This is a genomic window from Salmonella sp. 32120201201600049SM (assembly GCF_017572835.1).
GTDB classification, from domain to species: domain Bacteria; phylum Pseudomonadota; class Gammaproteobacteria; order Enterobacterales; family Enterobacteriaceae; genus Salmonella; species Salmonella enterica.
In genome coordinates this window covers 920,679-944,091 of sequence record NZ_JAGESA010000001.1, presented here as the reverse complement: position 1 = coordinate 944,091, position 23,413 = coordinate 920,679, and the positions used below count along the sequence as shown (strand labels likewise).

At 54.0% G+C, this 23,413-nt stretch carries 29 protein-coding genes; 9 read left to right on the top strand and 20 right to left on the bottom strand.

The features are described from left to right. Positions 1-134: 134 nt before the first annotated feature. The 4 genes from drpB (at position 135) to J4650_RS04770 (ending at position 3,176) form a co-directional block, all read left to right on the top strand. Positions 135-446 carry a cell division protein DrpB gene (drpB, locus tag J4650_RS04785; RefSeq protein WP_000107435.1) on the top strand — a complete coding sequence of 104 codons (312 nt, stop codon included), beginning with the start codon at positions 135-137 and terminating at the stop codon, positions 444-446. Between the two features lie 79 nt (positions 447-525). After that, entirely contained in the window at positions 526-1,221 is a 696-nt protein-coding gene (locus J4650_RS04780; RefSeq protein ID WP_023993343.1) for a phosphohydrolase, read from the top strand. 73 nt (positions 1,222-1,294) lie between these two features. Then, positions 1,295-2,725: a DNA cytosine methyltransferase gene (locus J4650_RS04775; RefSeq protein ID WP_023993342.1), complete on the top strand. Its 1,431-nt coding sequence runs from the start codon at positions 1,295-1,297 to the stop codon at positions 2,723-2,725. Continuing rightward, complete coding sequence (locus J4650_RS04770) at positions 2,706-3,176, top strand: very short patch repair endonuclease (RefSeq protein ID WP_000785978.1); 471 nt, start codon at positions 2,706-2,708, stop codon at positions 3,174-3,176. The genes J4650_RS04775 and J4650_RS04770 overlap by 20 nt, the downstream gene beginning before the upstream one ends. Here J4650_RS04770 and yedA read toward each other — a convergent pair. Beyond that, positions 3,165-4,085 carry a drug/metabolite exporter YedA gene (gene yedA, locus J4650_RS04765; protein WP_001212263.1) on the bottom strand — a complete coding sequence of 307 codons (921 nt, stop codon included), beginning with the start codon at positions 4,083-4,085 and terminating at the stop codon, positions 3,165-3,167. The genes J4650_RS04770 and yedA overlap by 12 nt on opposite strands. 169 nt (positions 4,086-4,254) lie before the next feature. Between yedA and J4650_RS04760 the strand changes: the two genes are divergently transcribed. The 3 genes from J4650_RS04760 to dgcQ all read left to right on the top strand — a co-directional run bounded on the left by J4650_RS04760 (position 4,255) and on the right by dgcQ (position 7,311). Beyond that, positions 4,255-5,172: a DUF808 domain-containing protein gene (locus tag J4650_RS04760; protein ID WP_085920526.1), complete on the top strand. Its 918-nt coding sequence runs from the start codon at positions 4,255-4,257 to the stop codon at positions 5,170-5,172. A gap of 76 nt (positions 5,173-5,248) precedes the next feature. Then, on the top strand, positions 5,249-5,434 hold the full coding sequence (locus J4650_RS04755) for a YodC family protein (RefSeq protein ID WP_000232161.1): 186 nt from the start codon (positions 5,249-5,251) through the stop codon (positions 5,432-5,434). A 164-nt stretch (positions 5,435-5,598) separates the two neighbouring features. Continuing rightward, positions 5,599-7,311: a cellulose biosynthesis regulator diguanylate cyclase DgcQ gene (gene dgcQ, locus J4650_RS04750; RefSeq protein ID WP_001119828.1), complete on the top strand. Its 1,713-nt coding sequence runs from the start codon at positions 5,599-5,601 to the stop codon at positions 7,309-7,311. Here the strand turns inward: dgcQ and J4650_RS04745 are convergent. Together J4650_RS04745 and yodD are read right to left on the bottom strand one after the other, a co-directional pair. Beyond that, positions 7,290-8,105 (bottom strand): mannosyl-3-phosphoglycerate phosphatase-related protein, encoded by an 816-nt coding sequence (locus tag J4650_RS04745; RefSeq protein ID WP_000948794.1) that lies wholly within the window; start codon positions 8,103-8,105, stop codon positions 7,290-7,292. The genes dgcQ and J4650_RS04745 overlap by 22 nt on opposite strands. Before the next feature lie 309 nt (positions 8,106-8,414). Beyond that, positions 8,415-8,642: a YodD family peroxide/acid resistance protein gene (gene yodD, locus J4650_RS04740; protein ID WP_000844798.1), complete on the bottom strand. Its 228-nt coding sequence runs from the start codon at positions 8,640-8,642 to the stop codon at positions 8,415-8,417. 128 nt (positions 8,643-8,770) lie between these two features. Here yodD and dsrB point away from each other — a divergent pair, with 128 nt between their 5' ends. Then, positions 8,771-8,965 (top strand): protein DsrB, encoded by a 195-nt coding sequence (gene dsrB / locus J4650_RS04735; protein WP_000867218.1) that lies wholly within the window; start codon positions 8,771-8,773, stop codon positions 8,963-8,965. 38 nt (positions 8,966-9,003) lie between these two features. Here the strand turns inward: dsrB and rcsA are convergent, their stop codons facing one another. The 14 genes from rcsA to fliF all read right to left on the bottom strand — a co-directional run bounded on the left by rcsA (position 9,004) and on the right by fliF (position 20,521). Beyond that, the gene (rcsA, locus tag J4650_RS04730; protein ID WP_023993341.1) at positions 9,004-9,627 is read right to left on the bottom strand and encodes a transcriptional regulator RcsA; all 624 of its coding nucleotides are present in this window, start codon (positions 9,625-9,627) and stop codon (positions 9,004-9,006) included. A gap of 281 nt (positions 9,628-9,908) precedes the next feature. Further along, the gene (gene fliR / locus J4650_RS04725; protein WP_000616953.1) at positions 9,909-10,703 is read right to left on the bottom strand and encodes a flagellar biosynthetic protein FliR; all 795 of its coding nucleotides are present in this window, start codon (positions 10,701-10,703) and stop codon (positions 9,909-9,911) included. Between the two features lie 8 nt (positions 10,704-10,711). After that, a complete protein-coding gene (gene fliQ, locus J4650_RS04720; protein WP_000187355.1) occupies positions 10,712-10,981 on the bottom strand; it encodes a flagellar biosynthesis protein FliQ in 270 nt (89 codons plus the stop codon). A gap of 9 nt (positions 10,982-10,990) precedes the next feature. Continuing rightward, positions 10,991-11,728, bottom strand: coding sequence for a flagellar type III secretion system pore protein FliP (gene fliP / locus J4650_RS04715; protein WP_001253414.1), 738 nt, complete (start codon positions 11,726-11,728; stop codon positions 10,991-10,993). Continuing rightward, entirely contained in the window at positions 11,728-12,105 is a 378-nt protein-coding gene (gene fliO, locus J4650_RS04710) for a flagellar biosynthetic protein FliO (protein ID WP_000978276.1), read from the bottom strand. Before fliO ends, fliP begins: the two co-directional genes overlap by 1 nt. Next, a complete protein-coding gene (gene fliN / locus J4650_RS04705) occupies positions 12,105-12,518 on the bottom strand; it encodes a flagellar motor switch protein FliN (protein ID WP_001282111.1) in 414 nt (137 codons plus the stop codon). The genes fliO and fliN overlap by 1 nt, the downstream gene beginning before the upstream one ends. Next, positions 12,515-13,519 (bottom strand): flagellar motor switch protein FliM, encoded by a 1,005-nt coding sequence (fliM, locus tag J4650_RS04700; RefSeq protein ID WP_000502811.1) that lies wholly within the window; start codon positions 13,517-13,519, stop codon positions 12,515-12,517. The genes fliN and fliM overlap by 4 nt, the downstream gene beginning before the upstream one ends. A gap of 4 nt (positions 13,520-13,523) precedes the next feature. Further along, complete coding sequence (gene fliL, locus J4650_RS04695; protein WP_000132169.1) at positions 13,524-13,991, bottom strand: flagellar basal body-associated protein FliL; 468 nt, start codon at positions 13,989-13,991, stop codon at positions 13,524-13,526. Positions 13,992-14,095: 104 nt separating this feature from the next. Next, positions 14,096-15,319, bottom strand: a complete 1,224-nt coding sequence (gene fliK, locus J4650_RS04690) for a flagellar hook length control protein FliK (protein ID WP_023993340.1) — start codon at positions 15,317-15,319, stop codon at positions 14,096-14,098. Further along, positions 15,316-15,759, bottom strand: coding sequence for a flagellar export protein FliJ (gene fliJ / locus J4650_RS04685; RefSeq protein WP_000046981.1), 444 nt, complete (start codon positions 15,757-15,759; stop codon positions 15,316-15,318). Before fliJ ends, fliK begins: the two co-directional genes overlap by 4 nt. A 21-nt stretch (positions 15,760-15,780) precedes the next feature. After that, positions 15,781-17,151 carry a flagellar protein export ATPase FliI gene (gene fliI / locus J4650_RS04680; protein WP_000213257.1) on the bottom strand — a complete coding sequence of 457 codons (1,371 nt, stop codon included), beginning with the start codon at positions 17,149-17,151 and terminating at the stop codon, positions 15,781-15,783. Beyond that, entirely contained in the window at positions 17,151-17,858 is a 708-nt protein-coding gene (gene fliH, locus J4650_RS04675) for a flagellar assembly protein FliH (protein ID WP_001748526.1), read from the bottom strand. Before fliH ends, fliI begins: the two co-directional genes overlap by 1 nt. Then, the gene (gene fliG / locus J4650_RS04670) at positions 17,851-18,846 is read right to left on the bottom strand and encodes a flagellar motor switch protein FliG (protein WP_000067735.1); all 996 of its coding nucleotides are present in this window, start codon (positions 18,844-18,846) and stop codon (positions 17,851-17,853) included. The genes fliH and fliG overlap by 8 nt, the downstream gene beginning before the upstream one ends. Further along, the gene (fliF, locus tag J4650_RS04665) at positions 18,839-20,521 is read right to left on the bottom strand and encodes a flagellar basal-body MS-ring/collar protein FliF (protein ID WP_001276833.1); all 1,683 of its coding nucleotides are present in this window, start codon (positions 20,519-20,521) and stop codon (positions 18,839-18,841) included. Before fliF ends, fliG begins: the two co-directional genes overlap by 8 nt. A gap of 216 nt (positions 20,522-20,737) precedes the next feature. On the opposite strand from fliF, the gene fliE reads away from it, so the two are divergent. Next, positions 20,738-21,052 carry a flagellar hook-basal body complex protein FliE gene (gene fliE, locus J4650_RS04660; protein WP_000719042.1) on the top strand — a complete coding sequence of 105 codons (315 nt, stop codon included), beginning with the start codon at positions 20,738-20,740 and terminating at the stop codon, positions 21,050-21,052. A gap of 122 nt (positions 21,053-21,174) precedes the next feature. Here the strand turns inward: fliE and J4650_RS04655 are convergent, their stop codons facing one another. The 3 genes from J4650_RS04655 to yedE all read right to left on the bottom strand — a co-directional run bounded on the left by J4650_RS04655 (position 21,175) and on the right by yedE (position 23,319). Continuing rightward, positions 21,175-21,561, bottom strand: a complete 387-nt coding sequence (locus J4650_RS04655; protein WP_001629111.1) for a hypothetical protein — start codon at positions 21,559-21,561, stop codon at positions 21,175-21,177. A 265-nt stretch (positions 21,562-21,826) separates the two neighbouring features. Next, entirely contained in the window at positions 21,827-22,060 is a 234-nt protein-coding gene (yedF, locus tag J4650_RS04650) for a sulfurtransferase-like selenium metabolism protein YedF (RefSeq protein ID WP_000790504.1), read from the bottom strand. After that, positions 22,057-23,319 carry a selenium metabolism membrane protein YedE/FdhT gene (gene yedE / locus J4650_RS04645; RefSeq protein WP_322933999.1) on the bottom strand — a complete coding sequence of 421 codons (1,263 nt, stop codon included), beginning with the start codon at positions 23,317-23,319 and terminating at the stop codon, positions 22,057-22,059. Before yedE ends, yedF begins: the two co-directional genes overlap by 4 nt. Between the last annotated feature and the right edge of the window lie 94 nt (positions 23,320-23,413).

Here is a 23,413-nt window from a genome sequence, read left to right as displayed (position 1 = left end):
AACTGAGAATAAACTATTTGTGGAATGAATAGCCAGAACAGGTGGATGAGGTATTCCATGGTCGAAGTGTGATTAATATCACATTATAATGTAATTAATGTCATATGACTTACATCACAAAAGCGGAGTAAAGTTTGAGTACCAGGGAGGACAACGCCACCCGTAGCATGGGCGGTAAATTAGCGTTATGGGTTTTTTATACCTTTTGCGGCTACTTCATCTGGGCGATGGCGCGTTGCGTGTGGCTGATGTCCGCCATACAAACCGAGCCGGTTCTCGGCCCAATCAGCACTCCTGGCAGCGCAACGGAAAAATGGCTTAACGCGCTTTCGCTGGGCGTCGTCTGGCTTATTCTGGGGAGTATTGCCTGGTACACCCGGCCTCGCAAAAACAGGGGGTATCCCGCCGACACTCAGCCAGAAACGCGCAAGCACGCAAGGATGTAAAGTGGTGGCGGATATGTCAGGATAGCGAACCCTGTGTTCAGGCATGTAATAAAAATGGTCTGCTATAAAGAGAGGGCGTATGGACTCAGGATACTGGCAATCGCAGTTTGAAGACTGGCTACGTCACCACTACCAGGAACAGGATGCCGCCCATGACATCTTCCATTTTCGTCGTGTTTGGGCAACCGCGCAAACGCTCGGGGAAAACAGTCCTGTCGACTGGCTGGTGGTGCTATCGGCATGTTATTTCCATGACATCGTCAGCCTGGCGAAAAATCATCCGCAGCGGCATCGTTCTTCCATTCTGGCGGCGGCAGAAACCCGGTGTATTTTTCTGCGGGATTTTCCTGACTTTCCGGCAGAAAAGCTGGCGGGCATTTGTCATGCTATCGAAGCGCATAGCTTCAGCGCAAAAATTGCGCCTACCACGCCAGAGGCAAAAATCGTGCAGGATGCAGACAGGCTGGAGGCGTTGGGCGCCATTGGTCTGGCGCGGGTCTTCGCGGTTTCCGGCGCGCTGGGCGTCGCGCTGTTTGATGCCGACGATCCCTTTGCCGACAGACGGCCTCTTAACGATAAGCAATTCGCGCTCGACCATTTTCAAACCAAACTGCTGAAACTGCCGCTGACGATGCAGACTGAACGGGGCAAGTACCTGGCGCAGCGTAATGCGGATTTTCTGGTGTCGTACATGGCGAAACTGAGCGCTGAGCTGAAAGGCGACTATGAAACACGGGATGAGGCGGTCATCCAGATGTTTGCTACGCATCAGTAACCCCTGCCGCTGAAACGTAAACCGCGTCATTTTATGTTAGTCTGTCGGCAATTATTTTTGGCCGGTTAAATGTATGCAGGAAAATATTTCAGTAACACACGCCCGGAACCTCATCGCCGACGACGCCGGAAGCGAGATCCAGGCGATGCTGAGTCAATTGCTGGAAATCTACGATGTTAAAACGCTGGTGGCGCACCTTAACGGCCTGGGCGAACAGCACTGGAGCCCGGCCATCTTAAAGCGCGTAATGATGAACGCGGCATGGCATCGTTTGAGCGACAATGAACTCACCTATCTTAAAACAGAGTTGCCGACGCCGCCAGCGCATCATCCACATTACGCCTTTCGTTTTATCGATCTCTTCGCGGGCATCGGCGGCATTCGCCGCGGATTTGAAGCGATAGGCGGGCAGTGCGTGTTTACCAGCGAATGGAATAAGCACGCGGTACGGACATATAAAGCGAACTATTTTTGCGATCCGCTGCAACATCGCTTTAATGAAGATATCCGCGATATCACGTTGAGCCACCGGGAAGGGGTCAGCGATGATGAGGCGGCGGAACACATTCGCCAGCATATTCCGCAACATGATGTCCTGCTGGCGGGCTTTCCCTGTCAGCCATTTTCTCTGGCGGGCGTTTCCAAGAAAAATGCGCTGGGCCGCGCCCACGGCTTTGCCTGCGAGACTCAGGGGACGTTATTTTTTGATGTCGTAAGAATTATCGACGCTCGCCGCCCCGCGCTGTTTGTGCTGGAAAACGTGAAAAACCTTAAAAGTCACGACCAGGGCAACACTTTCCGCATTATTATGCAAACGCTCGATGAACTGGGATATGACGTGGCGGATGCCGCTGACAATGGCCCGGACGATCCGAAAATTATCGACGGGCAGCACTTTCTTCCTCAGCATCGGGAACGTATTGTGTTGGTGGGATTCCGTCGCGATTTAAACTTGAAAACCGATTTTACGTTACGCAATATCGCCCGTTGTTATCCACCGCGCCGTCCGACGCTGGCAGAACTGCTGGAGCCCGTCGTCGAAGCCAAATATATCCTGACGCCGGTGCTGTGGAAATATTTATATCGCTACGCGAAAAAGCACCAGGCGCGGGGAAACGGTTTTGGCTATGGCATGGTTTATCCTGACAATCCGGAAAGTGTGGCGCGCACGTTATCTGCTCGCTACTACAAAGATGGCGCCGAAATTCTGATCGATCGTGGTTGGGATATGGCGAAAGGCGAAGTGAATTTCGACGATGCTGGCAACCAACAACATCGTCCCCGCCGACTCACGCCGAGAGAGTGCGCGCGTTTAATGGGATTTGAGGCGCCGCAAACGTACCAGTTCAGGATACCTGTCTCGGATACGCAGGCCTATCGCCAGTTTGGCAACTCCGTGGTGGTGCCGGTATTTGCCGCGGTAGCAAAGCTGCTGGAACCCAAAATTCACCAGGCGGTGACGCTGCGTCAGAGAGAGACGGTAGATGGCGGACGTTCACGATAAAGCCACGCGCAGTAAAAATATGCGCGCGATAGCAACCCGCGATACGGCTATTGAAAAACGTCTTGCCGGCCTGCTAAGCGCGCAGGGGATTACGTTTCATACTCAGGACGCGACATTACCGGGCAAGCCGGACTTTGTGGTGAATGACTATGATTGTGTGATTTTTACTCACGGCTGCTTTTGGCATCATCACCACTGTTATCTGTTCAAAGTACCGGCCACGCGAACGGCTTTCTGGCTGGAAAAAATCGGTAAGAACGTTGAGCGCGATGAGCGCGATATTCAGCGTTTACAGGCGCTTGGCTGGCGGGTACTGATCGTCTGGGAGTGCGCCTTGCGCGGGCGAGCGAAATTGAGCGACGCGGCGTTGGCGGAGCGCCTGGAAGAGTGGATCTGCGGCGGCGGCGCCAGCGCGCAGATCGACACCCAGGGGATTCATCTACTGGCGTGAATCTTCCGTTTTACACGGCGTGACCACCGCCCTGGCGGGAAACAGGTACTTACCCAGAGTCACCAGCACTACGGCAAACACAATCACACCCAGCGCGGCCCATTCAACGGGCGATAACCTCTCGCCGCCCAGGCCAGTGCCAAGCAACACGGCGACAACCGGATTCACATAGGCGTAGCTGGTCGCCAGCGCCGGACTGACGTTGCGAATCAGGTACATATAGGCATTAATGGCGATAATAGAACCGAACAACGCCAGGTAACCGACGGCCATAAACCCCGATAAACCAGGCAGCGTGGCGAGCTTTTCGCCGGAAAGAAACGCCGCGCAAAGCAATACCACGCCCGCCGCCAGCATTTCAATCGCGCCCGCCATCATGCCCACAGGGAGGGCGATGCGCGAGCCGTAAACGGAACCAAATGCCCAGCTCATCGAACCTATCAGGATCAAAATCGCGCCCCACGGATTGCCGCTTAAGTTGCCGCCGCTGTTCAGCAGAATAATCCCGGCAAGTCCAATGGCAATCCCCACCCATTCTAATTTGCGCGTTTTAATACCAAAAAAGTAGCTAAAGCACAGCGTAAATAGCGGGACAGTGGCGACCACGACGGCAGCAATGCCCGATGGCACGTTTTGATGCTCCGCCACCGTCACCAGGCCGTTACCCACCGCCAGCAGCAGTAGACCAATCAGCGCGGCGTTGATGGTCTGGCGCAGCGGCGGAAGTTTTTCGCCGCGCAACAACAAAAACGCCATGAGCAACATCCCCGCCGAGAGAAAACGTACGCCTGCCATCATCAGCGGCGGCCAGCTTTCAACGCCTATGCGGATAACAAAATAGGTAGACCCCCAAATGATGTACAAGGCAAAAAGCGCGCCAAAAAGAGGTAATAACTGCCGGAAACGCATAATCACTCACGGTGAAATAAAAAGGGTGAATATAGTAAACGTCAAAATTATTATGCTGGCGAGCATTATAATTGTCCTTTTGGAATAAAAAGGCGTTGACCCGCGCCGCCGGTTTCGGCATTGCGCGTTTTGCTACATACTTAACGTCTTAGAAGAAAAGACCGAGGAAATCATTTTGGCAGGAAGTAGCTTACTGACATTACTCGACGATATCGCCACGCTGCTGGACGATATTTCGGTAATGGGCAAATTGGCCGCGAAAAAAACCGCGGGCGTACTGGGGGACGACCTGTCGCTCAATGCGCAGCAGGTGACCGGCGTTCGCGCTAATCGCGAGCTGCCAGTGGTATGGAGCGTGGCGAAAGGATCATTAATCAACAAGGTTATTCTGGTGCCGTTGGCGCTGCTGATAAGCGCATTTATCCCGTGGGCCATCACGCCTTTATTAATGTTAGGCGGCGCGTTTCTCTGCTTTGAAGGGGTAGAAAAAGTCCTGCATACCTTTGAGGCGCGAAAACACAAAGAAGACCCGGCGGAGCGGCAAAAACGTCTTGAGGCGCTGGCTGCGCAAGATCCTTTGGCCTTTGAAAAAGATAAAGTAAAAGGGGCGGTCCGTACCGATTTCATTCTTTCCGCTGAAATTGTGGCAATTACCCTGGGGATTGTCGCGCAGGCGCCGCTGCTTAATCAGGTGTTGGTGCTGGCGGGGATTGCGTTGGTTGTGACCATTGGCGTGTATGGCCTGGTGGGTATTATTGTCAAACTGGATGATATGGGGTACTGGTTGGCGGAAAAGCGTAGCGTGCTGGCGCAGGGCGTCGGTAAAGGATTACTGATTATCGCGCCCTGGTTAATGAAAGCATTATCCATTGTCGGTACGCTGGCGATGTTTCTGGTCGGCGGCGGGATTGTCGTACACGGTATTGCGCCGCTACACCATGCCATTGAACATTTTGCGCAGCAGCAGGGGGCTTTCATGGCGCATACGATCCCTGCGGGGCTGAATCTGGTGCTCGGCTTTATTATCGGCGCCATTGTGGTGGCGCTGGTGAAAGGTGTGGCGAAAATTCGCGGTGTTTCGCACTGATTTTCTAGAATGAATTATGCAAAATTGTCCATCCTCGTCTAAGGTGAAAACGTTTCATCTGATACAGGAGGCAGGTATGGTCTTTTCTGTCAGTGAGGAAGTTACCGTGAAAGAGGGTGGGCCCCGGATGATCGTCACCGGTTATTCCAGCGGAATGGTAGAGTGTCGCTGGTATGATGGTTTTGGCGTAAAGCGGGAGGCATTCCATGAGAATGAGCTCGTGCCAGGCAAGGAAAGGCGCGTGCGGGACGAAGCCCGATGACAAAACGCCCGGTTAATGCCGGGCGTTTTGCTGTGGAGAAAAAGAGTCGTCGCGCTGCGACATGCTGCTACCTGGTTATGCCAGGATTGAGTGGTATCCCTTGATGAGGTCTGGCTACCGTAAGCCATCAGGGGGAGTTGTATCAATAACCAGGAGTTACCAGGGTGCCGCACGAAACACTGTTAGACAATCAAGGCTGGTTTAAAAAGCTGGCGCGGCGTTTTGGTCCCGGTCATGTCGTCAACACCTGTTTTCTGATCGTGATGCTGTTCTCGACGCTACTTACCTGGCGGGAAGTGATGATACTGAAAGACGCGTATGTCGCCAGTCAGCGCAATCATCTGGGGAGCGTCGCGAATGTCCTTGACCGCCAACTGCAATTCAACATGGACAGGTTGATCTTTTTACGCAACGGTATGCATGAAGCGCTGGTGGCGCCGCTGGCTTTTTCCGCATTGCAAAGCGCGGTGACGCAGTTTGAGCAACGACGCGTCAGACATTTCTGGCAACTGGAGCTGGATAAGCGGCGGACATTGCCGTTATATGGCGTTTCCGATCAATTTGTCGCCCGGACGACGCTTCTTTCGCGGGAGAGTCGTGACCTGGCAAATGAATTAACCGCCACGCTGGAGTTAGGGTATCTGGCGCGTCTGGCGCGCTCATCCGCCATGCTGACGCTGGAGACGATGTATGTTTCTCGCTCAGGGTTTTACCTCTCAACTCTCCCTACGGCGTACGGTAGCGATATTGTCTCCCGTTACTATCAGTACGTGACCCAGCCCTGGTTTATCGAGCAAAGCCAACGGCGTAACCCACAGCGCGGCGTGCGGTGGTTTACCTCCGCACAGCCCTATGTTGCTGACGAGCAGAAAAAAGTGACAGCCAGTCTACCGCTGGATCACGATAATTACTGGTATGGCGTACTGGCAATGGATATTCCCGTCGCGTCATTACAGCGGTTCCTGCGCGATGCGGCCGAAAAGGATATTGAAGGGGAATATCAGCTATACGATAACCATCTCCGTTTGTTGACGGACTCCGCGCCGGAACAACAAACCGCGAATACGTTAAATGACCGTGAGCGCGCCTTACTGGCGCGTGAAATAGAAAAAGATACCCTGGGCGGGCTGCGTTTAGGAACGCATTATGTAAGCTGGGAGCGGCTGGATCATTTTGATGGCGTCCTGCTGCGCGTGCATACATTACGTGAAGGCATACAAGGGAATTTTGGCAGTATTAGTATCGCGCTGACGCTGTTATGGGTGCTTTTTACGGCGATGCTGTTGATCTCCTGGGGCGTTATTCGACATATGGTCAAAAACATGTTTGTTCTGCAAAATTCGCTGCAATGGCAGGCATGGCACGATCCGCTGACCCGGCTGTATAACCGTGGCGCGCTGTTTGAAAAAGCGTCCAGGCTGGCAAAGCGCTACCGGGAAGCCCGCCAGCCATTTTCTGTGATACAGCTGGATTTAGATTATTTTAAAAGCGTTAACGATCGCTTTGGTCATCAGGCAGGCGATCGCGTGTTGTCCCATGCCGCTGGGCTCATTGGCAGCACCATTCGAGCGCACGACATCGCCGGACGGGTAGGGGGCGAAGAGTTTTGTATCGTGCTGCCCGGCGCGACGAAAGCGCAGGCGCTGCAGATTGCCGAACGCATACGCCAGCGCATTAATGACAAAGAGATTCTGGTGACGAAAAGCACGACGCTTCGTATCAGCGCGTCAATGGGGATCAGTAGCGCGGAGGAATACGGCGACTATGATTTTGAGCAGTTGCAGTCGCTGGCCGACAAACGGCTTTATTACGCCAAACAGTCCGGACGTAACCGTATTTGCGCCAGCGACGCGACTCAGGAGCGGGAAAAGAAATAGTCCATTCCTTCGCGCCAGCCATCCGGCCCTTCGTTCTGGCTACGGTAGACGCGCTGAGGATCGTCGTTACGCAAATGTACGCCCTCCCGGTTTAGCCCTTTGACGACAACCGCATAATCCATCACATCCAGTAAAGGCGCATCATTGGGGCCGTCTCCTAGTCCCAACGTCAGAGGACGCGCGCGCCACTGCCGACGATATGCTTCAATCAGCCAGTTGGCAGCCTGATCTTTACCGGCGGAGGCGTCCAGCACATGCCAGAAACGGGCGCCATGGACAAATTGCAGTCCCAGGTCATTTAAACGGGCGACAAACTGCGCCATGCGTTCATCGCTATCGCGCCAGATCAGCGACACCGACGCTTCATGCAGACGGGTTAGGGCAGACTGTGCCCGGTTTAGGCCCGTCCATTCGCTTATCACCTGATCGTCAACGTCATCAAACGTGGTGAACTTAAACTGTTCCTTTTCACGCAATTTATGCAGGACGAGGCGGATTTCGTTGTGAGAAATACCGGCTATCAGGCGGGGATAGTTGGGATGGTCTTCCCAATGAACGTCCAGTTGGATCACCGCGCCGTTTTCCGCAATCAGCGGCAGTCCCTGTAGATTTAACGTCGTCTGGAGCTGGAGCATTTCAGCCGCGGTTTTACTGCTACAGAGGATCACAGGCACGCCGCTTTCATGCAGGCGTGTAAGCCAGGGAGCCGCGGGCTGCCACTCAAAAGTGTGGCTGTTCAGCAATGTGCCGTCCAGATCGGTAAAAATCAGCAAGGGGTCATGGATTGAGAGCATTTTTTCCTCATTTTCCGTTGCAACGGCGGGCTTATTTCCAGGAAAAGTCCTAAAGCACACCCGAAAGAAGTCGAACGCTAACTGGAACCGATCCCGTCGCTTCCAGGCAGCACATGCGTTGTCACACTTTTGCTACCGAACTATTAGCGTGCTTAATCATTCATGTAAAAAATATTTACTTGTCATGCAAAAAAATTGCAGATAAGGTAAATCTCACATCAGATTTCCTGGTGTAACGAATTTTCAAGTGCTTCTTGCATAAGCAAGTTTGATCCCGACCCGTAGGGCCGGGATTTTTTTCGGCCATTCTTAACGGTTTACTTCTGTTACACTAAAATCATGAATATCCAGCTCGAATGCTTCAGCTAATTCATGCCATGTATGATATTCCCGTCCGTCTACGCTCACCCGCTCAGGATCTTCCTGGCTACGGTGAACCTCGCTTTCGCTGATTTCATTGATGGCCGCCAGTAGCGCATCTACATCGACGCTCACTTCGCGCTTGGCCGTATCACTGTACTCTTTTGCCGTTTTCATCTTCACTACCTCACAGGTTCCTGACAGCCTAAGTATAGACCGTTGAGAAAACCAGCAAACACGCCGGCAAGGCGCTGTCAGACGCAGAAAATTGTTCTACACTGGCACAAAGCGACAGGAGGAAAATGATGAAGGTGAATGATCGGGTAACCGTTAAAACGGACGGCGGTCCCCGCCGACCGGGCGTGGTACTGGCAGTGGAAGAATTTAGTGAAGGCACAATGTACCTGGTTTCGCTGGAGGATTACCCGCTCGGCATCTGGTTCTTCAATGAGTCAGGTCACCAGGATGGTATTTTTGTCGAGAAGGCGGAGCAGGACTAATTGAGCCGGACTGGAGGTACATTGCCAGTCCGGATGTCTCAGCGCATGTTAACAAAAATGCCGTTAGTGACGTTATCTGTCAGCCGCACTACGTGATAGATCACTTGTTTATTATGCGTTTTTATCTTTCTTTTTATATTCCCCTTATGGGAGGATACTGTTTTTGCTTTAATATTCATTCTGTCAGAAATCTGAATGGTTCCCTGACCTTCCATCCACATTCGCAACATGCTGGATTCAGTTCGACTTAACGATAATGTTGGTAAATTTATGGTTCCTGAAATACCCGACTCTTTTTTCAGAATATCGCCAAGAAGGGTATCCAGCGAGTCAGGTTTAATCGATTTCGAGCTAATCAATAAGTTTTTTCTTACTAATAAATATTCATCAAAATGCACATTAGCAATTGCCATAAAAACAATAAATAACGTGTCAGGATGTTGATTAATGATTTGCTTTATTTGTTGACTGTCTGAAGGCGTATGAATGAAACAGTCCTCATTAATAAACACCACCGAAGGCCGATGCGCGCCACAAGCGATAGCGAGTTCGTCAACGGTTTCGATGTCGTTGATTTCCCTTTTTTTCACCCCTCTGCTGACCAGATACCCGCTTAACCCTAGCCGGGTGTAACTGCATAAATCCATAATAATCGTTGACATGGCATACCCTCACTCAATGCGTAACGATAATTCCCCTTACCTGAATAACTCACCATAATCAGACGGAACACGAATAGTCACCTTAGACAACGCTTACGCGGTTTTTCAGGCGAACTTACTATCCCGTAAAGTTACATATAATTTGCCAGGAATCATCTTAAAGTAAAGTGAATGTTGCGTTATGTGAGTGAAGTAAAAACAAATAAGGGGCAGCGGATATATCCTGGTGAATGTTTTTTAAAATTTATTTTCGGATAAACCTTAGTAAAACAGGATAAAAATTATGGGTTATTATTTATCGGCATCTCGCTAACAATATCAGCAAGCAAATTGAAAATTTCGCTGAATAAATGTTCGCAAAACGGCGCAATTAATGGCATTAGCGCGGCCATCAGCATAATGCCGACGGTGAGGGTAAGCGGGAAACCGATAACAAATATCGAGAGCTGCGGCGCCATGCGGTTTAATAGCCCCAGCGCCAGGTTGAGCGTAAGCAGGAGGGTAATGACCGGCAATGCCAGCATCAGTCCGTTTAAGAAAATGAGCCCTCCGGCCCTGGCGAGCGCCATAAATGCATTACTGTTCACCGGGTTACTACCGATGGGCAGAGTGTGGAAGGTATCGACCAGCAGCGAAATAAGCCACAAATGGCCATTAAAGGTGAGAAACAGTAGCATGGCGAGCATATCCATAATACGCGCCAGAACCGGCATATTCAGGTGGCTGCCCGGGTCGACGAAGGTGGCAAAGGAAAGCCCCATTTGCAGACCGATAAACTCACCTGCGGTACGCACCGCCGCAAAGGCGAATTGCATGGTAAATCCCAGCGCAATACCGATCAGAATTTGTTGCATCGCCAGCCATAAGGCGGCAATAGAAAAAAGCGGCGTATCGTTTGCCGGTAGCGACGGCGCGATAACGAGGGTAATCATTATTCCCAACCCCAGTTTTACCCGCTTGGGAATAGCGCGCTCGCTGAGAATGGGCGCCGTTGAAATCAGCGCCAGTACGCGCAGCAAAGGCCAGAAATAGAGATGCAGCCAGTATAGCCATTGCTCGCTTGTAACCTGAATCATCGTTCTGTTTATCCGATGATATAAGGTAAATTGCTGAACAGAGTGCGTACGTAGTCCAGCAGCAGGTTGAGCATCCACGGGCCGGCAACGATAATTGCGATGAATACCGCGACGATTTTAGGGATAAACGACAGCGTCATTTCATTAATCTGAGTCGCGGCCTGCAAGATGCTGATAATGAGGCCGGTAATCAGCGCGACGAGTAACAGCGGCGCAGCCAGGGCGAGAGCGACTTTCATCGCCTCGGTGCCCATCATCATGACGGATTCAGGAGTCATTTTGCGCCTCTAACTGTAAAAGCTTTGGGCCAGCGACCCCACAAGCAATTGCCAACCATCGACCAGCACAAACAGCATCAGCTTAAACGGTAGGGCGATTGTCGCTGGCGGCACCATCATCATCCCCAACGCCATCAATACGCTGGCGATCACCAGGTCGATAATCAAAAAAGGGATGAAAATCGTAAAACCGATCTGAAACGCCGTCTTTAATTCGCTGGTGACATAAGCGGGCAGGAGGATACGCATCGGTACTGCTTCCGGTCCCTGTAACGGACCGCTATTGGCCAGACGGGCAAACAGCGCCAGATCGGCTTCGCGGGTTTGGCGCAGCATGAACGCGCGTAACGGTTGCGCGCCTTTATCCAGCGCTTCCTGCATAGAAATTTTCTGCTCGCTAAACGGCTGGTAAGCATCCACGTAAATCTTGTCAATGACGGGCGACATAATAAAAAAGGTCAAAAACAACGCCAGCCCGAGTAACACCTGATTTGGCGGTGCCGAGGGCGTGCCCAGCGCGTTACGCAACAGGCCAAAAACAATGATGATACGTGTGAAGCTCGTCATCATCAGTAAAATCGCCGGCAGAAACGTCAGCGAGGTGATGAAAACCAGCGTCTGGACGGATAATGACCAGCTTTGGCCTCCGCCCGCTAATGGTTGGCTGATAAGCCCCGGCAGTTGCGCAGCAGCGACGGGACTAAAAAGCCACAGACCCGCCAGAGAAAGGAATAACAAACGGCGCATCAGGATCTCCCGGAACGCTTGAGTAAGCTCTTCATCATGTTCTGGAAATCCGCCGGTGGGGCAACGGGTGCTTCCGTGTCATTCTCCGCGGGCGGCAGGGTGTGCAGCAGGTTGATCTGCGAGGCGGTCACGCCCAGTACCAGACGCGCATTTTCGACCTCGACAATCACCACGCGTTCGCGCGGGCCAAGCGAGGCGCTGGCTGACACCTTGAGCCCCCGGACGCTATTTCCTTTGGGCGCGAATCCCATACGCTTAATCACCCAGGCCGCCGCCAGAATGAGCGCAATAATGCCAATTAATGCGCCGCTCACCTGCATGAGCGGCGATCCGGCTGGCGCGGTGGGCTGAGAAACCGTGGCCTCTGTCTTCATCATTAACGACTCAAACGACGCATACGCTCGGATGGCGTAATAATATCGGTGATACGTACGCCGTATTTATCCGCCACGACGACCACTTCACCCTGGGCAATCAGGTAGCCATTAATCAGGATATCCAGCGGCTCGCCCGCCAGCCCGTCCAGCGCGACGACCGACCCCTGCGTCAGACGCAGCAGTTCTTTAATGGTCATTCGCGTGCGGCCCAGCTCTACGGTCAGTTTGACCGGGATATCCATAATCAGATCGATATCCTGCATAGCACCGCTGACATCGCCGCCGCCAAGCTGTTGGAAAACCGCGTCGGCGGCGCTTTTATTGGTGGTTGCTTTTTGCTCGTTTAACGCGTCAGCCCACAGATCATCCAATGCGCCAGTATTCTCATCGGACGGATTATTCATGTCACTCATTTGGGCTGTTCCTCATTCAGCGAATTCAAAATTGGGTTGATCAAATGTTCTACGCGTAGCGCATACTGTCCGTTTACGGTGCCATATTGGCTGGTGAGTACCGGAACGCCGTCCACATGAGCAATAATGCGGTCGGGTTTTTCAATCGGCAGTACATCGCCGGGTTTCAGCTTCAAAATCTGGGAAAGACGCAACGGAATATCGGCAAAATTGGCCACCAGCTCCAGTTCAGAGTGCTGAACCTGGCGCACCAGGTTATCACGCCAGTTCTGATCTTCATGGCGCGAGTTTTCCAGCGGCGGATTCACCAGCAGCTCACGCAGCGGCTCGATCATGCTAAATGGCAGACAGATGTTAAATTCACCGGTCAGATTGCCGATCTCCACATGAAACGGCGTATTGACGACGATATCGTTCGGCGAGGTGGTGATATTGGTAAATTTCACCTGCATTTCGGAACGCACATACTCCACTTCCAGCGGATTAATGGCTTTCCATGCGTCGCTATAGCCTTCCAGCGCCAGTTTCAGCATACGGTTGATGACACGCTGTTCCGTATGGGTAAACTCGCGGCCCTCGACTTTGGTCGGAAAGCGGCCGTCGCCGCCGAACAGGTTATCGACGGCAATAAACACCAGACTCGGCGAGAACACCACCAGCCCGGTGCCGCGTAGCGGCTTCAGGTGGATCAGGTTCAGGTTGGTCGGTACCGGCAGGTTACGCGCAAATTCGTGATACGGCTGAATACGTATGGCGCCCACGGTAATATCCGGGCTGCGGCGCAGCAGGTTAAATAATCCCATCCGGAACTGGCGTGCGAAACGCTCGTTAATAATCTCCAGCGCCTGCAAGCGTTCACGCACGACGCGACGCTGGGTATTGGGATCGTAAGGGCGAATATCGCTATCGCTTGCGATACCGGGAGTGGGTTCGTCTTTGGTGTCGCTGTCGCCGTTCAACAGCGCATCGATTTCAGCCTGAGAAAGAATACTATCGCCCATATCGTTACCGCAGAATAAAAGCTGTATAAAGCACGTCAGTGACGACCTGTTTTGGTTGTCCGGCAACGAGCGGCGCGGCCAGCGTCTCTTTAATGGCGGCAATCAGTTTTTGTTTGCCAGCTTCTGTTGAGAGCTCGGCGGCATTCTGACGGGAAAACAACAACAGCAGACGGCTGCGCACTTCCGGCAGATATTCATTTAATCGCGCGCGCGTCGCTTCGTCTTTCAGACGCAGGGTCACGCCGATATACAACACGCGATCCGCATCGCCCAGATTGACGGTAAACGTATCCAGCGCAAAAAATACCGGCGCGGGCGGCGGAGCCGGTTCCGCTTTAGCGTTCGTGGTCGGTTGCTGCTGCATACGCCAGTAGCTATAACCGGCGGTCGCGCAGGCGGCGAGGGTAATCAACACCAGCAAAGGTATCCAAATCGAGCGTTTGCTCTTTTTGTTAATCGCGGAGTCAGTCATCTGATACGGGCTTCCTGTTTCGGTACTGCTTATTGGCTGATTATCCCGTGTCCTGTCCACGACAAAGCGTGGAAAAGACGCGGATAATCATGCTACCTCTGGCGTTAGGCGAAGATATCCACTGCGCCATTGCCGCGCGCGGCGGCCTGAAGCGAGGCCGGCGCCGCTAACGCTATGTCATCTTCAGCGCCAAACGCGTCCGTGTGTTGGGCGCGGGAAGACTGTTGTTGCGATGAAGACTGCTGCTGTCCGGCAAAGCTTTCGCTACTGATGCTGCTTTGTCCCAACTGAATGCCGCTTTCCGCCAACTGAGTGCGCAACATGGGCAGGGCGGCTTCCAGCGCGGCGCGGACATGGCTGTGCGGCGATACCATCTGGAGTTGCGCCTGATTGTCATCCAGCTTGAGCGAAATATGCACCTGACCTAACTCTTCCGGATGCAATCGAAGCTGCGCGCTTTGCTGTCCCTGACGCGTAAATAACATGACCTGCTGACTGAACGTTTGCTGCCATTCATGGCTGCCTAACGGCGCGCTGAGTACCGGGGCTGAGGCGACAGGTAGCGGTTGCGGTTGCGCCGTGGCGCTGCTGAGCGTCGGCATTGCCGCGCCATGCGTTACTGGCGCGGGCGGGCTATCCACCTCCACTTTCGCGCTGGTCGCGGTGGCAGCAACCACCAGCGGCGTCAGTGCTGGCCCCGTGGCGCGATCGTCGCTGGCGCGCGCAAGCGACGCCTCGGTTTTCCCTTTTTCATGCTCGCTAAAAGAGAGCGTATGTGTCTCTTCCTGCGGCGCCGATGGCATGTCGCCGCGTAACAGTGACGGCAAGGCGATGTGATTTTCAGCCGGCGTTTCTCCGGCGACAGGCGTCGCGACAGGTTGTCCGGGCAGCATGGCGAATAAGGCGCTCAGACTGGCAAGATCCTCATCGCTCAGCGCGGGCGTTTTCTCATCATGCTGCGCCGTCTTACTCAGTGCGGCCAGAGCGCTGGTTTTCAACGATGGCGTTAGCGTAGACAGTAGATGCTGCGCTTGTGTCAGATCGGTAAGCGTTTCATCCGTCGCATTCGCTTTTTGCGCCAGCAGGTCGGCAAGCTTCACCGCCTGGACTGGCTCGCCATGTTGGGTCAGTAGCTCTTTCGATAACTTGCCGCCTGCCGCCTGTAAATCGGCCAGCGTGATGCGGGCGTCTTTGCCCTGTGCGCCGTCTGCGCCTAACGCGCCCGCCAGGAGCGCCAGAAAGTCCTCGGCTGAACCGGTGGTTTTTCCTGACGTCAGACCCGCGGTCATGTCGGTATCTGTGGTGATCAGTTGGGGCAGGGTGATCATTCGGGTTTCCTCATTGCTGCACGCTGAGCAAATTCATCCATCTTTTTCTGATCCATGCGGTTTTCAGCTAACAGCGCTGCCGCGGTTTGTCGGTCCTGTAAGGTTTGCCAGGCCTGAAGTCGCTGCTTTTTCTCACGCCAGCTCTTCAGCGCCAGGTCGACTTTTTGCGTCCACTGCGTAAGCTGGAGGCGATGCTGCTCTATCGCCTTTTCCAGTGTCTGAATAAACTGCTGATAGTTGATCCAGCGATTACTGGCGATGCCGTTGCCCATATCGGTGTTCAAATTACTGCGATACTCATTCTGATAATCGATCAGCATTTTGAGCTGTTCTTCCGCCTGTTGGCAGCCGCGACGCATTTCGCCCAGTAAACGCGCCGCGTCATCTACCTCTTTTTCGGCCAGATCTTTGAGTGTTTCCAGAGCGCCATGTTGTGCCATGATCGTCGCCCTCCTGCTTTATCACACCGTCGGGAAAATTAAATCGAGCGCCTGGAGAGAGTCCTCCCAGTCGGCCCGTTCAAAAATGCCTTGCTGTAAAAACGCTTCCAGTTGCGGCCATAAGGTAATGGCTTTATCGAGCATCGGATCGCTACCTTTGGCATAAGCGCCGACGCTGACCAGGTCGCGGTTACGCTGGAAACTGGAAAGCAACTGTTTAAATAGCCGTACTCGCGCATAGTGCTGCTCGGTAATGAGCGCGGTCATCGCCCGGCTGATTGACGCCTCGATATCAATGGCCGGATAGTGCCCGGCCTCCGCCAGACGGCGGGACAAGACAATGTGCCCGTCGAGGATTGCGCGTGCCGAGTCGGCAATGGGATCTTGTTGGTCGTCCCCCTCGGTCAACACGGTATAAAACGCGGTGATAGAGCCGCCGCCGTGGATGCCATTACCGGCACGCTCGACCAGCGCCGGCAGCTTTGCGAACACCGAGGGCGGATAACCTTTGGTGGCTGGCGGTTCGCCGATTGCCAGCGCAATTTCACGCTGCGCCATCGCATAGCGCGTCAGCGAATCCATAATCAGCAACACATGCTGTCCGCGATCGCGAAAGTCTTCGGCGATGCGGGTGGCATAGGCGGCGCCCTGCATTCGCAGCAGCGGCGAAACATCCGCCGGGGCAGCAATCACCACCGAACGCGCGCGACCGTCGGGGCCGAGAATATTTTCGATAAAATCTTTAACTTCGCGGCCACGTTCGCCGATAAGTCCCACGACAATCACGTCCGCCCGCGTGTAGCGCGCCATCATGCCAAGCAGAACCGATTTACCGACGCCGGAACCGGCAAAGAGTCCCATACGCTGACCGCGCCCTACGGTTAACAACGCGTTGATAGCGCGTACGCCGGTATCCAACACATGTTCGATTGGCGTTCGCTGTAGCGGGTTAAACGGCGGCGTGATTAACGCGCCGGTTTCCAGCGTATCCGGCGCAGGCAGTCCGTCGAGCGGTTTACCGCCGCCATCCAGCACCCGACCAAGCAGGGCCGGGCCGAGCGGTAGCTGTTTGCCGCTTTGCAGACCGTCGCCATGTCCGTTACGGGCGTAAACGCGGGCACCGGGCAGAATGCCTTCGACCTCTTCCAGCGGCATTAAAAACAGACGCTGGCCGTTAAAACCGACGACTTCCGATTCCACCTCTTTGGTTTCAGGGCCGTCCTGGCGCTCAATAATGCAGGTGGCGCCCAGCGGAAGCTGGAGACCGGTGGCCTCCAGTACCAGGCCAGTGGCGCGGGTTAAACGTCCATAACGACGCACCGCTGGCAATAACGCCATTTTGGCTTCAAAGTTGTCGAGCGCGGTAAGCCAGCGGGTCAGGCGCGTGGTCATCAGAGCACTCCCGGCGCCGCCAGGCGACACAACTCTTGCCAGCGAGTGGCGACGCTGGCGTCCAGATCGCCCTCATCGGCAGAGACTTTACACCCGCCGTGATGCAACGTTGGATCGCCGCGCAACCGCCATCCGTGAAGACTGAGCGTGGCGCCCAGCATCTCTTCCACCCGCTGTAAGTCGTCCGGATGCACGCGCAACTGCGGCTTGCCGCTAAAGAGCGGCTCTTGCTGCAACAGTTGTTGGATCTGTTTAATCAGCGCCGAGTTGTCCACCGCCGGCGTTTGGCCGATGACCTGACGTGCGGCCTCCAGGGCCATTTGCATCAGCCGTGAGGCGATAACGCTATCGAGCGCGTCAAGCGTGTTCTGAAACTCGTTCACTAACTGCTGCATACGGGCATGAATCGGCGCCTGCTGCGTCTGCGCCTGGGCTTGTCCTTGCTCCAGCCCCTGCGCTAACCCTTCCTGGTATCCCTGCGCGTGTCCTTTTTGCCGTCCCTCCGCCAGCCCGGCATTATAACCTTGTTCATGGGCCTGTATTTTTAGCTGCGCCAGCTCCTGCTCCAACTGCTGTTCGGCAGTGAGTTCGGGCTCCGGCGTATCGTCTGTCAAGGTCACGTTATCAGCCTCAACCGGCACAAACGTCTCCGGCGGCGGGGCGAGATCGTCGGGGGTCCAGACTTGCCACGGCAATTCATTAGACATAGGTATCCTCGCCGCTGCCAATCACCATTTCGCCGGTTTCCGCCAGACGACGCACAATAAGCAGAATCGCTTTCTGCTCGTTTTCCACCTGAGACAGACGAACCGGGCCACGGTTGGCAAGGTCGTCGCGCAGGATATCGGCGGCGCGCTGGGACATATTGCGCAGGAACTTCTCGCGTAATGGCGGTTCGGCGCCTTTCAGAGCGATCAGCAGCGATTCGGAATCCACTTCCTGCAACAGACGCTGGATACTGCGATCGTCCACATCCACCAGATTTTCGAACAGGAACATCTCGTCGATGATTTTCTGCGCCAGTTCGCCGTCGAATTCGCGCACAGCGGTAATAACCGCTTCTTCCTGCTGCGTTTTCATCAGGTTGATAATTTCCGCCGCGGTTCTTACGCCGCCCATTTTGCTGCGTTTCAGGTTCTGACCGTCGAGCAGGCCATTCAGCACTTCGGTCAACTCCGCCAGCGCCGCCGGTTGTACGCCGCCAAATGTCGCGATACGCAGCATCACATCATGACGCAGTCGTTCGTCAAACAGCGCCAGAATATCGGCGGCCTGACTGCGTTTAAGGTGGACCAGAATGGTGGCGATAATCTGCGGGTGTTCGTCGCGAATCAGGTCGGCGGCGCTCTGCGGTTCCATAAAGTTGAGCGTTTCGATACCGCTGGTGGTATCGCGCGTTTCCAGAATATCTTCCAGCAGGCTGGAGGCGCGTTCTTCGCCCAGCGCTTTAACCAGTACGGAGCGCAGGTATTCGTTGGCGTTGATATTCAGCGCGGCGAACTGCTCCGCTTCTTGCTCAAACTCTGATAGTACGTCCGTCAGTTGTTTGTTGGAGATCTGACGCACGTTAGCCATCGCCGTACTTAACGCCTGTACTTCGCGGGTTGAGAGGTGTTTAAACACCTCTGCCGCCCGGTCTTCGCCAATGGTCATCAACAAAATGACGCTTTTATCGGTACCGCTAAGATTACTCATGATCGTTACTCATCCACTGGCGAATGACCAGCGCCACCACGCGCGGATCGTTGTCTGACATTTCGCGAATACGCTGGCTCATCACCTCAGCGCCCAGACGCTGGTTAGCCCGGCGTTGCTGGAGCTGCTCGTCTTTGCTAAGGCGTACTTCCACGGCTTCTTCGGTTTCCTGGCGAACCTGCGCCTGTTCCTGCGCCGCTTTCGCTTCTTCAACGCGGCGCGTCAACTGCGGACGTACCGCTTTGCGCCACAGAATCCAGGCCACCACCAGCACCAGTAACCAGCGACCTGCCGCGAGCAACTGATCGATAAAGGACTGCTGTTGCCAGAAGGGCAGTTCGCCGCCGGTGTCATCCACTGCGCTAAACGGTGAATTCACCACGTTTAGCGTATCGCCGCGTTTATCAGAAAAACCCATCGCCTCACGGGTTAGATCCTCGATCTGTTTCATCTGATCGGCGGTCAATGGCAGCGGTTTGCCATCCGCCAGCGTTTTGTAGTTCACCACGACGGCCACGGAGAGACGCTCAATATCGCCCACGTTCATTTTGGTGTGACGAATGGTGCGGTCCACTTCGTAGTTACTGGTTTCATTACGCTGTGTACTGCGCGGGCCAGCACTGTTACTGTTGGTACTGGTGCTGGTTTGTGGCGTATTCTGCGCGTTTTGTTGATTGGTCGGCGGCGTAGCGATCGGCGCCTCGTTAGGCGGCGCTGGTTGGTTCGACAGCGCGCCAGGCACGCCGCCGGGATAGCCCGCGCCTACCTGTTCGCTAATATTCAACTGACGTGAACGCAGGGTGGCCTTCGACGCATCGCCGTTCGGGCTGTAGTGCTCTTCCGTCTGCTCTTTATTGGCAAAATCCAACTGGGCGGTTACCTGAGCGTGAACATTACCGTTCCCGACGATAGGCGACAGAATGGCTTCGATACGGCGTTGGATGCGGCTTTCCACATCATTAGCAAATTTTAATTGCGCGTCATTAAGGTCGCGACCGCTGGTATTGGATTGCGTGAGCAGATGACCGGATTGATCGACCAGAGTGACGTTTCCTGGCGGCAAACCGGCGACAGCGCTGGAAACCAGATGTACCACGGCGCTAATTTGTCCTTCATCCAGCGCCCGTCCCGGTTCCAGTGTGACGGTGACGGAGGCGGAAGGGGATTTTTGTTCCCGCACAAATAGCGACGGCTTTGGCATCGCAAGGTGAACGCGGGCGCTTTTTACCGGCCCCAGCGTCTCGATCGTCCGGGCCAGTTCACCTTCCAGCGCGCGCTGATAATTCACCTGCTCGCTGAACTGGCTGATACCGAATTTTTCCTGATCAAGCAGTTCAAAGCCAACCGCGCCGCCTTTAGGCAGCCCCTGCTGCGCCAGACGCAGACGCAGTTCATGCACTTTGTCGGCGGGCACTTCAATCGCGCCGCTGCCATTGGCAAAGCGATAGGGGATATTCATCTGGGTCAACTGCGCGACGATCGCGCCGCCGTCCTGATCGGAAAGGTTGCTAAATAGCGTGCGGTAATCGGGCGTTTTGGCCCACAGCACCATCGCAACGACGATCGCCACGGCGGCGGAACCCGCCACAATTAACGGAATTCGGGGATTCGCGCGTAGGCGATTAAGCCACTCGAGAGGTTTAGGTTGGGTTGCAGTCGATGCAGTCGCACTCATCTCGCACCTCGTGACTGATCGTGGACGGCGTTTTTTGCAAAGTGGAACAAGACTCACTCCCGGGTCAGCAAACTCGAAAAATTGACGGTCTCATTATTTGTGGTTTCGAATTTTTCTATGCGCTAAAAACCGAGGTTTTTTATCGTTATTTAACGCCTTTATCTTATTGACAAACTGGTAATCTCTGCTGCGTAAAAAATCATCCAGGGGAATAGCATGGCAGCAATACAGGGGATTGAAGGGGTTATTAGCCAGTTACAGGCGACGGCGATGGCCGCAAGCGGGCAAGAAACACACTCGCAGTCGACGGTGAGTTTTGCCGGCCAGCTACATGCTGCGCTGGATCGTATTAGCGACAGACAAACGGCGGCGCGCGTTCAGGCGGAAAAATTCACTCTGGGTGAGCCGGGCATTGCGCTTAATGACGTGATGGCTGATATGCAAAAAGCGTCCGTCTCTATGCAAATGGGGATTCAGGTGCGCAACAAGCTGGTCGCCGCGTATCAGGAAGTCATGTCCATGCAGGTTTAAGCCAGGGCTGACAACACATCCGCAGCGAACTCCCGGGCGCTTACCTACGTCAGCGGCGGGGGGGCCGCGACGCCCATGCAACCAGTGCATGATTATGTGGGCTTGTTTTTTGCGAGGCGCGCTCATTTTATTGATAAGCGGGTTGCACATTGTTGCAGGGACTTATTAAAAATAGGGTACGCCTGTTTACTGACGCCATTCATTCCTACTATTCGTTCTGAGGCTATTGTCATTGAGTTTGCAATCCAGAATGTTCCTGCAATATATGCGCCGTTGCGATAATACACGGTAAATTCTTTACTAATACCTGGAATATCTGTTTCATGGAGATCCAGTATATACCCATACGGGGACAGATTATCAGCGAGACAGCGGGCAATGGCGCTCGGATGTGCATTGACCACTGTGACGGGTGAGTAACGGGCAGCGGCAAGACAGACGACTCCAATAATGGAGATGAAAATAATTTTTATCATTTTTTTGGCTTCTGCTGTGCATAAATAAATCATCACCTGATAGTGTCAGTGAGTAAAAATATAAATACCTGATAGTCTTTTATGGCGTAGACGGAAAATAATAATTGTTTTATTTTTTGATTAAAATAACCCTGGATTTTTCATCGGCTCAGACAAAATTAAAACGGTATACGTTATATAATAGATTTATGCCACGGCGCACAAGACGACCTTGTCTGATTTCTTTTATGCGTTGTAGATTTTTGCCGGTTATGCCGTAAAAAGGTCTCCCGCCGTAACGTACAGCGGGAGTATGCGCTTATTTTTGAATCAGATAACGAATTGTCGGGCCATCCTGTTGGATATCCAGCACCGTATAGCCATGATTGCGCGCATCCAGTGGAATATTATTAATGGACTGCGGACAGTCGCTCACCACTTCCAGGATCTCACCTTTTTTTAGCTGCGGCATCGCTTCCAGAGTGGCGACCGCCGGGTACGGGCAAGGTTCGCCAACCATATCCAGACGGTAATCAGGGACGATATTTTTCATACAGATTCCTTAGCAGGCGTCAGCCCCGCACGGCGGAAAAAACGTTTTTCCCAGCCGATAATTAACATCAGCGCGGCAAATAATAACAGGTAGGTGACCAGCAGACCGCCCAGCGGACCAAAGGTATTCAGCAGGTTAACTTTATCCCAACTGGTCGCCAGCGCGGGCGCGAAATCATCCCAGTAGTAAGCCAGGATGGTCGAACCGATGACATTGCCGAGGCCCACCCACCAGTAATGCACCTGGCCTTCTACGGCGCGGTACATCCAGCCGGTTTCGCAGCCGCCCGCCAGCACGATGCCAAAACCGAACAGCAGTCCGCCAATGACCGCATTCGGGCCAGCCCACATAATTTTAGGTGCAACGCCCAACTGCACGTAGCTGAAAATACCAATGGCGCTGACCGCCATGCCGAAAATAATCGCTTTCGCCATATGGGCGCGTCCGGAGATCCACAGGTCGCGAAAGGCCGAGGTAAAGCAGATTTGCGCGCGCTCGATCAGCAGCCCAAATCCGACGCCGAACAGCATCGCCAGCCCCAGTTTCGGCTGATGCATTGCCGTTAATAACGCCCAGCCAATCATGCCGATAAAGACCAGCATACCGAGCCTGAAACGCCGTCTTGCCTGATCCGGTTTCTGCGTCAGTGGCGAAGCCGCGGAGACCTTTTGCATTTTCACCGGTATGCGAAATATCGGCAGCAACGTAAAGCGGGCGCCGAACCAGGAGCCGATAGCGGTCGCCAGCGCAAAGAACCACGCATGTAGGGAGAACTGCGGGATTCCGGTAAAAAAGGCGGCCAGGTTACACCCCATCGCCAGACGCGCGCCGAAGCCAGCGATCATGCCTCCGACCACCGCCTGTACGATACGGATTCGGCTGCGCGGCATACGCAGTTTTACGTTGTTGGCCCACAGCGCCGCGGCGAAACAGCCGCCGAACATGCCGAGGATCATCATGCCGTCGATACGCGTCAGCGGCGTACCTTCCAGATGAATCAGCTTGTAGTAGCCCCACTGTTCGGCATGAACGCCAAAAAGCTGCAAAATTTGCCCGCCCCAGCGGGTAAATTCGCCCGTCACGGCCCAGAACGTGCCGGTGATGCCAAAATAGTAGGTAGAGAGAATACCGGCTGCGATCACCGCAGGGGCCGGCGCCCAGAATTTAATTAACCAGGTTTGCTTGAAGTGTTGCCATGACATGTGTTTAGCCTCTGAACTCAGAAGGTGTGAAACAAGAAGTGCGCATACTACACCGATCACAGAATTTGCCTACACCTAATAAGCGGTAATACCGACTGGATCAAATTGCGGCCAGCGCCTGGAAAGGCTGGCGGCGTCAGGGCTTTAATGC

What these genes read in the sequence shown, in the direction of transcription:
- J4650_RS04780 (WP_023993343.1), top strand. Translation starts at nt 526, where the DNA reads ATGGACTCAGGATACTGGCAATCGCAGTTTGAAGACTGGCTACGTCAC.
- J4650_RS04775 (WP_023993342.1), top strand. Translation starts at nt 1,295, where the DNA reads ATGCAGGAAAATATTTCAGTAACACACGCCCGGAACCTCATCGCCGAC.
- J4650_RS04770 (WP_000785978.1), top strand. Translation starts at nt 2,706, where the DNA reads ATGGCGGACGTTCACGATAAAGCCACGCGCAGTAAAAATATGCGCGCG.
- yedA (WP_001212263.1), bottom strand. Translation starts at nt 4,085, where the DNA reads ATGCGTTTCCGGCAGTTATTACCTCTTTTTGGCGCGCTTTTTGCCTTG.
- J4650_RS04755 (WP_000232161.1), top strand. Translation starts at nt 5,249, where the DNA reads ATGGTCTTTTCTGTCAGTGAGGAAGTTACCGTGAAAGAGGGTGGGCCC.
- J4650_RS04745 (WP_000948794.1), bottom strand. Translation starts at nt 8,105, where the DNA reads ATGCTCTCAATCCATGACCCCTTGCTGATTTTTACCGATCTGGACGGC.
- yodD (WP_000844798.1), bottom strand. Translation starts at nt 8,642, where the DNA reads ATGAAAACGGCAAAAGAGTACAGTGATACGGCCAAGCGCGAAGTGAGC.
- dsrB (WP_000867218.1), top strand. Translation starts at nt 8,771, where the DNA reads ATGAAGGTGAATGATCGGGTAACCGTTAAAACGGACGGCGGTCCCCGC.
- rcsA (WP_023993341.1), bottom strand. Translation starts at nt 9,627, where the DNA reads ATGTCAACGATTATTATGGATTTATGCAGTTACACCCGGCTAGGGTTA.
- fliR (WP_000616953.1), bottom strand. Translation starts at nt 10,703, where the DNA reads ATGATTCAGGTTACAAGCGAGCAATGGCTATACTGGCTGCATCTCTAT.
- fliQ (WP_000187355.1), bottom strand. Translation starts at nt 10,981, where the DNA reads ATGACTCCTGAATCCGTCATGATGATGGGCACCGAGGCGATGAAAGTC.
- fliP (WP_001253414.1), bottom strand. Translation starts at nt 11,728, where the DNA reads ATGCGCCGTTTGTTATTCCTTTCTCTGGCGGGTCTGTGGCTTTTTAGT.
- fliO (WP_000978276.1), bottom strand. Translation starts at nt 12,105, where the DNA reads ATGATGAAGACAGAGGCCACGGTTTCTCAGCCCACCGCGCCAGCCGGA.
- fliN (WP_001282111.1), bottom strand. Translation starts at nt 12,518, where the DNA reads ATGAGTGACATGAATAATCCGTCCGATGAGAATACTGGCGCATTGGAT.
- fliM (WP_000502811.1), bottom strand. Translation starts at nt 13,519, where the DNA reads ATGGGCGATAGTATTCTTTCTCAGGCTGAAATCGATGCGCTGTTGAAC.
- fliL (WP_000132169.1), bottom strand. Translation starts at nt 13,991, where the DNA reads ATGACTGACTCCGCGATTAACAAAAAGAGCAAACGCTCGATTTGGATA.
- fliK (WP_023993340.1), bottom strand. Translation starts at nt 15,319, where the DNA reads ATGATCACCCTGCCCCAACTGATCACCACAGATACCGACATGACCGCG.
- fliJ (WP_000046981.1), bottom strand. Translation starts at nt 15,759, where the DNA reads ATGGCACAACATGGCGCTCTGGAAACACTCAAAGATCTGGCCGAAAAA.
- fliI (WP_000213257.1), bottom strand. Translation starts at nt 17,151, where the DNA reads ATGACCACGCGCCTGACCCGCTGGCTTACCGCGCTCGACAACTTTGAA.
- fliH (WP_001748526.1), bottom strand. Translation starts at nt 17,858, where the DNA reads ATGTCTAATGAATTGCCGTGGCAAGTCTGGACCCCCGACGATCTCGCC.
- fliG (WP_000067735.1), bottom strand. Translation starts at nt 18,846, where the DNA reads ATGAGTAATCTTAGCGGTACCGATAAAAGCGTCATTTTGTTGATGACC.
- fliF (WP_001276833.1), bottom strand. Translation starts at nt 20,521, where the DNA reads ATGAGTGCGACTGCATCGACTGCAACCCAACCTAAACCTCTCGAGTGG.
- fliE (WP_000719042.1), top strand. Translation starts at nt 20,738, where the DNA reads ATGGCAGCAATACAGGGGATTGAAGGGGTTATTAGCCAGTTACAGGCG.
- J4650_RS04655 (WP_001629111.1), bottom strand. Translation starts at nt 21,561, where the DNA reads ATGATTTATTTATGCACAGCAGAAGCCAAAAAAATGATAAAAATTATT.
- yedF (WP_000790504.1), bottom strand. Translation starts at nt 22,060, where the DNA reads ATGAAAAATATCGTCCCTGATTACCGTCTGGATATGGTTGGCGAACCT.